Source organism: Streptomyces sp. NPDC057623, assembly GCF_042800355.1.
Taxonomy (GTDB): domain Bacteria; phylum Actinomycetota; class Actinomycetes; order Streptomycetales; family Streptomycetaceae; genus Streptomyces.
Map to the genome: position 1 here is coordinate 70,492 of NZ_JBHVGZ010000002.1, position 11,117 is coordinate 81,608.

At 68.1% G+C, this 11,117-nt stretch carries 9 protein-coding genes; 7 read left to right on the forward strand and 2 right to left on the reverse strand.

Translation table 11 applies throughout. The annotated features are described in order from the left end of the window. Window positions 1-28: 28 nt before the first annotated feature. The 6 genes from typA to ACFU95_RS02550 all read left to right on the forward strand — a co-directional run bounded on the left by typA (window position 29) and on the right by ACFU95_RS02550 (window position 8,669). Entirely contained in the window at window positions 29-1,936 is a 1,908-nt protein-coding gene (gene typA, locus ACFU95_RS02525; RefSeq protein WP_383820625.1) for a translational GTPase TypA, read from the forward strand. Window positions 1,937-2,375: 439 nt separating this feature from the next. After that, window positions 2,376-3,410, forward strand: a complete 1,035-nt coding sequence (locus ACFU95_RS02530) for an ABC transporter permease (RefSeq protein ID WP_383820628.1) — start codon at window positions 2,376-2,378, stop codon at window positions 3,408-3,410. An 81-nt stretch (window positions 3,411-3,491) separates the two neighbouring features. Further along, window positions 3,492-5,300 carry an ABC transporter substrate-binding protein gene (locus ACFU95_RS02535; RefSeq protein WP_383820630.1) on the forward strand — a complete coding sequence of 603 codons (1,809 nt, stop codon included), beginning with the start codon at window positions 3,492-3,494 and terminating at the stop codon, window positions 5,298-5,300. A 110-nt stretch (window positions 5,301-5,410) separates the two neighbouring features. Continuing rightward, window positions 5,411-6,391 carry an ABC transporter permease gene (locus tag ACFU95_RS02540; RefSeq protein ID WP_383820633.1) on the forward strand — a complete coding sequence of 327 codons (981 nt, stop codon included), beginning with the start codon at window positions 5,411-5,413 and terminating at the stop codon, window positions 6,389-6,391. A gap of 49 nt (window positions 6,392-6,440) precedes the next feature. After that, a complete protein-coding gene (locus tag ACFU95_RS02545) occupies window positions 6,441-7,502 on the forward strand; it encodes an ABC transporter ATP-binding protein (RefSeq protein ID WP_383820636.1) in 1,062 nt (353 codons plus the stop codon). 36 nt (window positions 7,503-7,538) lie between these two features. Further along, window positions 7,539-8,669 carry an ABC transporter ATP-binding protein gene (locus ACFU95_RS02550; protein WP_383820638.1) on the forward strand — a complete coding sequence of 377 codons (1,131 nt, stop codon included), beginning with the start codon at window positions 7,539-7,541 and terminating at the stop codon, window positions 8,667-8,669. Here the strand turns inward: ACFU95_RS02550 and ACFU95_RS02555 are convergent. Both ACFU95_RS02555 and ACFU95_RS02560 read right to left on the reverse strand, forming a co-directional pair. Further along, the gene (locus tag ACFU95_RS02555) at window positions 8,666-9,427 is read right to left on the reverse strand and encodes a class I SAM-dependent methyltransferase (protein WP_383820641.1); all 762 of its coding nucleotides are present in this window, start codon (window positions 9,425-9,427) and stop codon (window positions 8,666-8,668) included. The genes ACFU95_RS02550 and ACFU95_RS02555 overlap by 4 nt on opposite strands. A gap of 62 nt (window positions 9,428-9,489) precedes the next feature. Continuing rightward, window positions 9,490-10,530, reverse strand: a complete 1,041-nt coding sequence (locus ACFU95_RS02560) for an amidohydrolase family protein (RefSeq protein ID WP_383820644.1) — start codon at window positions 10,528-10,530, stop codon at window positions 9,490-9,492. Window positions 10,531-10,809: 279 nt separating this feature from the next. On the opposite strand from ACFU95_RS02560, the gene ACFU95_RS02565 reads away from it, so the two are divergent. Next, window positions 10,810-11,025 (forward strand): hypothetical protein, encoded by a 216-nt coding sequence (locus ACFU95_RS02565; protein WP_383820647.1) that lies wholly within the window; start codon window positions 10,810-10,812, stop codon window positions 11,023-11,025. Window positions 11,026-11,117 lie beyond the last annotated feature (92 nt).

Consider the following 11,117-nt stretch of genomic DNA (forward strand, 5'->3'; position numbering starts at 1 on the left):
TCCTCACACTCCGGGAGTACGCCGCAATATGGCCACGCGCCACGACATCCGCAACGTCGCCATCGTCGCCCACGTCGACCACGGCAAGACCACCATCGTCGACGGAATGCTGAAGCAGGCCGGCGCCTTCGCCGCGCACCAGCTCGAAGGCGTCGACGACCGCATGATGGACTCGAACGACCTGGAGCGTGAGAAGGGCATCACGATCCTGGCCAAGAACACGGCGGTGAAGTACCACCCGAAGGACGGGGGGGACGTCATCACCATCAACATCATCGACACCCCCGGCCACGCCGACTTCGGTGGCGAGGTGGAGCGCGGTCTGTCGATGGTCGACGGTGTCGTCCTGCTCGTCGACGCCTCCGAGGGCCCGCTGCCGCAGACCCGCTTCGTGCTGCGCAAGGCGCTCCAGCAGCGCCTGCCCGTCATCCTGTGCATCAACAAGACGGACCGTCCGGACTCCCGGATCGACGAGGTCGTCAACGAGACCTACGACCTCTTCCTCGACCTGGACGCCGACGAGGAGCAGATCGAGTTCCCGATCGTCTACGCCTGCGGCCGTGACGGCATCGCCTCGCTGACCAAGCCGGAGAACGGCACGGTCCCGGCGGACTCCACCAGCCTGGAGCCGTTCTTCTCCACGATCCTCCAGCACATCCCGGCCCCGACCTACGACGAGGAGGCCCCGCTCCAGGCGCACGTCACCAACCTGGACGCGGACAACTTCCTCGGCCGTATCGCGCTGCTCCGCGTCGAGCAGGGCGAGCTGCGCAAGGGCCAGACCGTCGCCTGGATCAAGCGCGACGGCACCGTCAGCAACGTCCGCATCAGCGAGCTGATGATGACCGAGGCGCTGACCCGCAAGCCCGCCGAGAAGGCCGGCCCCGGTGACATCTGTGCCGTCGCCGGTATCGCGGACATCATGATCGGCGAGACCCTCGCCGACACCGAGAACCCGGTTCCGCTGCCGCTGATCACGGTCGACGAGCCCGCGATCTCCATGACCATCGGCACCAACACCTCGCCGCTGGTCGGCCGTGGCGGCACCGGCAAGGGCGCCGACAACAAGGCGGCCGTCAAGGACCGCAAGGTCACCGCCCGCCAGGTCAAGGACCGCCTCGACCGCGAGCTGATCGGTAACGTCTCGCTGCGCGTCATCGACACCGAGCGTCCGGACGCCTGGGAGGTGCAGGGCCGCGGTGAGCTGGCGCTGGCCATCCTGGTCGAGCAGATGCGCCGCGAGGGCTTCGAGCTGACCATCGGCAAGCCCCAGGTCGTCACCAAGGACGTCGACGGCAAGACGTACGAGCCCGTCGAGCGCATGACGATCGACGTCCCCGAGGAGCACATGGGCGCGGTCACGCAGCTCATGGGCGTCCGCAAGGGCCGGATGGACAACATGTCCAACCACGGCTCGGGCTGGGTGCGCATGGAGTTCGTCGTGCCCTCGCGCGGTCTCATCGGGTTCCGGACCGAGTTCCTGACCCAGACCCGCGGCACCGGCATCGGCCACTCCATCCACGAGGGCTTCGAGCCCTGGTTCGGCGCCCTGCAGACCCGTAACAACGGCTCGCTGGTCGCCGACCGCTCCGGTGCCGTCACCGCGTTCGCGATGACCAACCTCCAGGAGCGCGGCGTGCTGTTCACGGACCCGGGTACCGAGGTGTACGAGGGCATGATCGTCGGCGAGAACTCGCGCTCCGACGACATGGACGTGAACATCACCAAGGAGAAGAAGCTCACGAACATGCGGTCCTCCTCGGCCGACTCGTTCGAGGCGATCGTGCCGCCGCGCAAGCTCTCCCTGGAGCAGTCCCTGGAGTTCTGCCGCGACGACGAGTGCGTCGAGGTCACCCCGGAGGCCGTGCGCATCCGCAAGGTGAACCTGGACGCCCGCGAGCGCGCCCGCGCCGCCAGCCGCGCCAAGCACGGCTGAGTATCGGACACTTGAGCCCGGGCTCCCCCGTGATGGGGGAGTCCGGGCTTTTTTGCAAGCCGTTTTCCGGGGGCCGAGTACCGGTGTTGTGTCCGGAATACGGAGATCCGCGCCCGATACCCAGGCAACACGTCCGTTTCGCGACGTTCTTCGACCCAACACTTTGTCCGGATTTTGGAAGGTCTACGCGTCAGCTGTGACTGAATTGAGATTTACTGACTGTGGTCGGTAGTTGGCTCATGGCAGATAGTTAGCCGCAGCGCTCGGGTCAATGGGTCTCGCACTGTGGGGACAGTGCCCGATTCACGAGCAACAGGCGGTTGCCTGATCCTCCGTCAGGGGTGTCGGAGGAAGAGGGCGCACACCTCCTACGCGCGTCCGGCTGCGGAGTTCCGTACGCCTCGCTTTGGCATACCCATACCAGCGAAACGGGCGAAACGTGACAAGTCCTATCGGTATTGAGGGTGGCGGCACCTCGGTCATCGCGGACGGTGAACCTCCGCCGAACGCGAAGAGCGAGGACGAGCAGCTCATCGGGCGCTCGCCCGGCCAGCTGATGTGGATCCGCTTCAAACGCGACCGCACCGGTGTGATCTCGGCGTACGTCGTCATCTTCTTCTTCCTGATCGGCCTGCTCGCCCCGGTGATCTCCCGGCTGTACGGCAAGGACCCGTACACGGTGTACGCCGACGAACGCCCCGAGCTGTTCGACAGCGCGGGTGTGCCGGTGCAGCCCAACGGCGGGATCAGCGGCGAGTTCTGGTTCGGCCTCGAACCGGGGAACGGCTACGACGTCTTCACCAAGCTGCTCTACGGCATCCGGACCTCGCTGGGGATCTCGGTCGCGGTCACCCTCGCCACCGTGCTCACCGGCATCGTCCTCGGTGTCACGGCCGGCTATCTCGGCGGCAGGACGGACTACTGGATCAGCCGGGTCATCGACTTCCTCCTCGCCTTCCCGGCCCAGCTGTTCTTCATCGCCAGCATGCCGGTCGTGGTCTCCCTGTTCGTCAGCCCGCGCGACGAGACACCCGTCTACGTCCGGGTCGTCGCCCTCATCCTGGTGATGTGGTTCCTGGGCTGGATGAGCCTCGGGCGGATCCTCAGAGGGACCACACTCGCCCTGAGGGAACGGGAGTTCATCGAGGCCGCCAAGGTCAGCGGGGCTCCGCCGGGGCGGATCATCCGCAAGGAGATCCTGCCGAACGTGGTCACGCCGATCCTCGTGCAGGGCACGTACATGCTCCCCAACTTCGTGACCGCGGAGGCCGGTCTGAGCTTTCTGGGCGTGGGAATCGTCGAACCCACGCCGGACTGGGGGCAGATGTTCTCCAAGGCGTCCACCGAGCTCGTGATGCAGAACGACATCACCTACATGTTCTTCCCCGGCATCTCGATGATCATCTTCATCGTCGCGTTCAACCTGCTCGGGGACTCCGTCAGGGACGCCTTCGACCCCAAGACGGCGCGCTGACGCACTGGTCGGTTCTGGCACTCGGCACATGGCACTTCCTTCGCACGCACTGGTGACACACAGATGGGTGGAAACTGAGTGATGAGTAGGGGCGGACGCCACGCATACGCCGCAATCTCCGTGCTCGCGGCCGGCGCACTCGTGCTGACCGGTTGCAGCGAGGGCGGCAGCAAGGGCAGCGGCAACGACAAGGAACAGCAGGAGAACGCCGAACGGCAGCAGTCGGCGATCGAGTTCGGGGACGCGGCCGCCTCCAAGGGGCCCGCGGCCGAGGTCCCCGGAGGCAGGAGCGGCGGCACCATCTCGGTGCTGGCCCGCGACAGTTACGCCCACCTGGACCCGGCCCAGATCTACGTCCAGGACGAGATGGCGGTCTCCCAGCTGCTGCACAGAGGGCTGACCGGCTACAAGTCGATCAGCGCCGACGGCAGCAAGCACGAGGTCGTCGGTGACCTCGCCACCGACTCCGGCACCACCACGGACGGCGGCAAGACCTGGAAGTACACGCTCAAGGACGGCATCAAGTTCCAGGACGGTTCGGCGATCACCTCGGCCGACGTCCGCCACACCTTCGAGCGGCAGTTCGCCGCCTTCATCAACCAGGGCCCGCCGTACGTCCAGCAGTGGCTGGCCGACACCCCGGGCGCCGACTACCGCAAGCTGCTGCCGGACGGACCGTACAAGGGCAAGCACCTGCCCGACAGCGTCCTTGAGACGCCGGACGAGAAGACGGTTGTCCTCAAGTTCAGGAAGGCGCACCCCGACCTGCCGTACGCCCTGGCCATGGCCGGCTACGCCGTCGTCTCCGAGAAGGGCGACACCAAGGAGAAGTACGACAAGAACCCGGTGGTGACCGGGCCGTACAAGATCCAGGAGTTCAAGTCCGGCAAGTCGATGGTGCTCGTCAGGAACGAGAACTGGGACCCGGCCACGGACCCGCTGCGGCACCAGTTCGCCGACCGGTTCAACATCACCTTCAACCAGCAGTACGAGGACTCCACCAAGGCGATCCTCGCCGACAGCGGCAGTGACCGCACCGGCGTCAGCTTCAGCAACCAGGTCGACGCGGGCAACCTCTCCAAGGTCCTGGGCGACCCGAAGCTGAAGTCCCGTACGGTCAGCGGCTACCAGCCCTACGTCGGGCAGATGAACATCAACATGAGCCACCCGGAGATGAAGGACCTCAAGGTCCGTCAGGCCATCGCCTTCGCCCTGCCGTCCACGCCGTTCGTCCGGGCCTACGGCGGCACCGAGGCGATGGAGGTCGCGGGCGGCATCCTCAGCCCGACCGTGAGCGGCTACGACGCCTCGTTCGACCCGTTCGGCAAGAAGAAGAAGCCCGCAGGTGACGCGGCCAAGGCCAAGAAGCTCCTGGAAGAGGCCGGCAAGGTCGGCCTGAAACTGACCTTCGGCTACATCAACACGCCCGAGGGCCAGCAGTACTCCACCGCCATGGCGGCGGGCCTGGAGAAGGCCGGCTTCGACGTCCAGCGCCAGGAGATCCCGGCCGAGACCTACTACGACCAGGTCAGCAAGCTGAACAACAACTACGACATCTTCCACACCGCGTGGGGTGCCGACTGGTCGTCCGCCTCGACCGTGATCCCGCCGCTGTACGACGGCCGCGTGATCGCCGAGGGCGCGCAGAACTACTCGCAGGTCAACGACGCCAAGGTCAACAGCGAGATCGACCGGATCAGCAAGATCACCGACCCGGTCAAGGCCGCGACGGAGTGGGAGAAGCTCGACAAGTACCTGCTCACCGAGGTGGTGAACGTCGTGCCGACCGGCTACTACAAGCAGGTCCAGATCGCCGGTTCCAAGATCGGCGGCCTCGTCTACGACGACCAGATCCACGGTGTCGACCCGCGCCGCCTGTTCGTCAAGTAACCCCGCCAGCCCGGCATCCGGTGCCCACGCCCGTGCGAGGGGCGCCGGATGCCGCCAGGGCCTTCCGCCGGACATGCCCTGGGCCCGCCGACGTCTGAGAGCTGCCTGCCATGCTGCGCTTTTTGGTCCGCCGGTCCCTCGGCGCCGTCGTCATCCTCTTCCTGCTGAGCATCGTCACGTTCCTGCTGTTCTTCGGAATGCCGCGCGACCCGGCCCTCCTGATGTGCGGCAAGACGTGCACCCCGGCCAACCTGGAGAACCTGCACCGGGTGCTCGGGCTCGACAAGCCCATCCCCGAGCAGTACTGGATCTTCCTGACCAACCTCGTCTCGGGCAGCGACGACTTCGCCCAGGGCCCCTGCCCGGCCCCCTGCTTCGGCTACTCGTACCACTCCAACGAGCAGGTCTGGGCCACCCTGATGGACCGCCTGCCCACCACCGTCTCGCTCACCCTCGGCGGGGCCGTCTGCTTCCTGGTCATCGGCCTCGGCACCGGACTGATCGCCGCGTGGAAGCGCGGCACGCTCGTCGACAAGACCTTCACGGCCGGCGCCATGGTGATCAGCTCGATGCAGATCTACTTCCTCGGCCCGCTGGCCCTGGCGATCCTCGTCTACCAGACCCAGATCTTCGACAAGCCCGCCTACAACGACTTCACCGCGAACCCGGCCGCCTGGTTCGGGGGACTGGTCATCCCGTGGGTGGTGCTGTCCACCATCTTCGCCTCGCAGTACACCCGTATGTCCCGCTCGTCGATGATCGAGCAACTCCAGGAGGAACACGTCCGCACCGCCCGCGCCAAGGGCATGTCCCGGCGGTACGTCTTCTTCCGCTACGCCTGGCGCGGCTCGCTGATCCCCATCGTCACCATCTTCGGCATCGACCTCGGCTCGCTGCTCGGCGGCGCCATCATCACGGAGTACACCTTCGGCCTTCCGGGGCTCGGCCGGCTGGCGGTGGAGTCGGTGTTCTTCAGCGATCTGCCGCTTCTGCTGGGCGTGATGCTGTTCTCCGCCACCATGATCCTGCTCTGCAACATCGTCGTCGACGCCGCGTACGCCTTCATCGACCCGCGGGTGCGGCTGGCCTAGGCCGCAGCGGGGAACCCTTTCCTCCAGGACCTGTTTGAGGAGCACTGACGTGACCACTCTGACCAAGGAAGCCGGCGCCCCGGTCCCGGCCGACGCGGACGCGTTCCTCTCGGTGCGGGACCTGCACGTCAGTTTCAGGACCGAGGACGGCGTCGTACGGGCCGTGGACGGGCTCTCCTTCGACCTGGAGCGCGGCAGCACGCTGGGGATCGTGGGCGAGTCGGGCTCGGGGAAGTCGGTGACGAACCTGACGATCCTCGGGCTGCACAACCCGATGTTCACCACCGTCGAGGGCGAGATCCTCCTGGAGGGCCAGGAACTGACCACCGCCCGCGAGTCCGAGCTGGAGAGGCTGCGCGGCAACAAGGTCGCCATGATCTTCCAGGACCCGCTCACCGCGCTGTCGCCGTACTACACGGTGGGCCGGCAGATCGCCGAGCCCTACATGAAGCACATGCGCGCCTCCAAGAAGGCGGCCTGGGAGCGGGCGGTGGAGATGCTGGGCAAGGTCGGCATCCCCAACCCCGGGCAGCGGGCGAAGGACTACCCGCACCAGTTCTCCGGCGGTATGCGCCAGCGCGCGATGATCGCCATGGCGCTGGTCTGCGACCCGGACCTGCTCATCGCCGACGAGCCGACCACCGCCCTGGACGTCACGGTCCAGGCGCAGATCCTGGACCTGCTGAAGGATCTCCAGCAGGAGTTCGGCTCGGCGATCATCTTCATCACGCACGACCTCGGGGTCATCGCCGACATGGCCGACGACATCATGGTGATGTACGCGGGCGGCGCGGTGGAGCGCGGCACCGTGCACGAGGTACTGAGGGCGCCCCAACACCCGTACACCTGGGGCCTGTTGAACTCCATGCCGCGTCTGGACTCGGACCCGCATGCCCCGCTGGCGCCCATCCCCGGCTCGCCGCCGTCCCTGCTCCACCCGCCCTCCGGCTGCCGCTTCCACCCGCGCTGCACCTTCCAGGACCGGGTCGGCGGCACCCGCTGTGTCACCGAGGTCCCGTTGCTCGGCCCGGACCGCTCCTCGGCCTGCCATCTGACGGCGGACCAGAAGCGGACCGTCTTCATCGAAGAGATCAAGCCCCGACTGCGCTGACACCCCGACCGGTCCCGTCCGAGGAGGACTACGGCTATGACAGAGGACCTCGTCCTCCCCGCACCCCGCGAGGCCACCGCCGACGCGTCCGGCGAACCGCTGCTGGAGGTGGAGGGGCTGGTGAAGCACTTCCCGGTCAAGGGCGGCTTCCCGATCCGCCGCACGATCGGCCAGGTGCAGGCGGTCGACGGCATCGACCTGACGGTCCATGTCGGCGAGAGCTTCGGGCTGGTGGGGGAGTCGGGCTGCGGCAAGTCGACGACCGGACGCCTGATCACCAAGCTGCTGGAGCCGACGCGCGGCAGGATCGCGTACCGGGGCAAGGACATCACCCACGCCACGCGCCGCCAGCTGGCGCCGATCCGCTCCGAGATCCAGATGATCTTCCAGGATCCGTACTCCTCGCTGAACCCGCGCCAGACGGTCGGCAAGATCATCTCGGGTCCGATGGAGATCAACGGGATCGAGCCGGAGGGCGGCCGGGAGAAGCGTGTCCGTGAGCTGCTGGAGATCGTCGGCCTCAACCCCGAGCACTACAACCGCTTCCCGCACGAGTTCTCCGGCGGCCAGCGTCAACGGATCGGCGTGGCACGGGCGTTGGCGCTCGAACCCAAGCTGATCGTGGCGGACGAGCCGGTCTCGGCGCTGGACGTCTCGATCCAGGCGCAGGTGGTGAACCTGCTCCAGAAGGTCCAGCAGGAACTCGGCATCGCGTTCCTGTTCATCGCCCACGACCTGGCCGTCGTACGGCACTTCTCGCAGCGCGTGGCGGTGATGTACCTCGGCAAGGTGATCGAGGTCGGCGACCGCGACTCCATCTACAACCGTCCCCGGCACCCCTATACCCACGCCCTGCTGTCCGCCGTGCCCGAGGTGAACGTGGGCGCCGAGGACGACGAGGACGTTCCGCGGCGGGAGCGGATCCGCCTGGCCGGTGATGTGCCGTCCCCGATCTCCCCGCCCTCCGGCTGCCGTTTCCGCACCCGCTGCTGGAAGGCGACGGACAAGTGCGCGGCCGAGGAACCGCCCCTGATCCAGCTTTCCGGCAACCACACGGGCCATCTCACGGCCTGCCACTTCCCGGAGGAGCCGACGACCGAGGCGCGCGACGAGGACATCGTCCTGGACCCGGCGCTGGCGGCGCTGGAGGAGGACGCGGAGGGTTAGGGCCGGTCGTTTCCACTCAGGTCGGCCGGGGTGGCCACGGTGATGATTTCGGGGCTGGTGGGAGTGAGCGGTCCCCGGGCCCAGTCGCCGTACCGCTCGACGACGGTGAGGCCGGCCTCGTGGAGGAAGGCGTCCAGGACGTCGGGGGCGAGGAAGCGGAGGGTGGTGCGGCTGACGACGGGGGCCTGCCAGTCGTCGCAGGCGAACGTCTCGGCGAAGGTCACGCGATCCCCGACGACGGGTCCCTCGACGTGGTGCCACACCCGCACGACACGGCCGGTCCCGTCGCCGGCCTCCCGCACCCGCTCAGGCGTCCACGCCTCCCAGGCCCGCGCTCCCGGGTTCCGCGTCTCGAACACGAACCGCCCGCCCTCGGCGAGCGCGGCACGCACGGCACGCAGCGAACGGCGTACGTCCTCGTCGCGGAGGAGCACCTGGAAGGCGTGCCCGGTCATCACGACCAGATCGAAGGCGTGCCGCCAGTCCGTCGCGAGCAGATCCCCGAGCACCCACTCGACACCGGGCTCGTGCCGCCGTGCCTGCACGAGCATCGCGGCGGCCGGATCAAGCCCCACGAGCCGCCCGGGCTGCCCCGCGGCCCGCGCCCGCCCGAGCAGCCGCCCGGTCCCGCAGCCGACGTCGAGCACGGCGCTCGCGGACATCACGTACCCGAGACAGAAGTCGTCACCCGGCCCCCACGGGTTGAGGGCGTCGTACCACGCGGCGAGCGACAGATCCGCGAACGAACGATCGACCATTCGCGGCAGTGTGCCACAACAGCCCCTGCCCCAGACCGGTTTCGGGCGCGCTTCGGTGTCCTTCAGCGCAGGACGCGGCCCCGCAGGACAATGCGGCGAGGATGCCGTAGCACCCCCGGCTCCCGGCGGGGGTCCACGTCGTACACGGTGACGTCGGCGAGCCCGCCCTCGACCAGGCCCGGCAGGTCCAGGAAGTCCCGTGCCGTCCAGCTCGCCGCGCCCACCGCGACGCCGGTGGGCAGGCCGGCGGCGATGAGGTGCTCGACCTCGGCGGCGACGTTGCCGAAGGGGGCGGAGTCGGTGCCGGCGAGGACGGTCACGCCGGCGTCATGCGCCTCGCGGACCCGGCGGATCATGATGCCGTGGCCTTCGTGCCAGAGGCGGCCGCGAGGGTTGTCCTCGATGCGGGGCGCGCTGCGGGCGAAGGCGGTGAGCGTGGGGACGTAGGCGGTGGAGTGCGCGGCCATCAGCTCCACGCACTCCTCGGGCATCCCCATCCCGTGCTCGATCGAGTCGATCCCGGCACGCGCCGCGTTGAGCACTCCCCGCGCCGACTGGCAGTGCGCGGCGACCCGCCCCCCGGCCGCGTGCACCGCGTCGGTGACGGCGCGCAGGATGTCGTACGGCACCGGATCGGCCTCGAAGTCCCAGTCCCCCATGAGCTTGCACCAGCCGTCGTGGGCCTTGGCCTCAGCGACGGCCGCGGTCACGAGGTCGTCGGTGACGGCGTGGAAGTCCGCGCTCTTCGACAGACCCGCCCACGCCAGCCAGCGCCCGGCCGTGATCATGCGGGGCGCGTCCGGCGCCTCGCGCATCGCCTCCGGGATCTCGCCCAGCAGCCCCGGGAACCGCAAGGCGGTCGTCCCGGCGTCCCGGTGGGCGGCGATCTGCTCGGCGAACGCGTCGGGGTCGAAGACGGGTTCGCTCCCGGACGGGGATCCCGGGTGCGTGTGCACGTCGACCAGCCCCGGGAGCAGGTAGCCGCCGTCTGCCACCGTCTCCGCCTCGATCGACGGGCGGTCGAAGGTGATGCGGTCGCCGAGGATCCAGAGGTCGCGGGTGACGCCGTGGGGGAGGGCGGTGCCGCGTAGGTGAAGGGCCATGACCAGGAAGTCTCACCACCCGGACCCGGCGGCGGCAAGTCGCGCGTCACGGGGCGACGCCGGACGGCGGCGGTTCGTCGTCTGCTGAAGGCGAGTCAAGTCCCGCTGCGTGACCCCGTGTTCGGTGAGATGCGAATCCGTGGGCAGGCCCCCACGCGCCGTGCTCCAATCCATTCGCCGGCCCGCTGGTACCAGCGGGGCGGTGGCTGCCCGACCTTGCTGGCGCAGGTCGTGGCGTGCCGCACATAGGAGAGTTGATCCCCTGTGAGGAGGTGTCTCATGGAGAACCTGGCCGTGATCGAGGTCGACGAGGACATCGTCGAGTTCGACTCGAACGAGGAGAACGCCGCCAACGTCGCCAACGTGGCGAATGTTGCCAACGTAGCCAACGTTGCCAATATCGCGAACGTGGCCAACGTCGCGAACGTTGCCAATGTCGCCAACGTTGCGAACGTGGCGAACGTCGCCAACGTGGCGAACGTCGCCAACGTCTGATGAAGGCAGTGGGGGGGGGAGTGTCGGCCCCTGCCCCCGCAGAGAGGCGGCGCTCTACAAAAAAAAGACTCAACAGGGGGGAGGAACCAGAA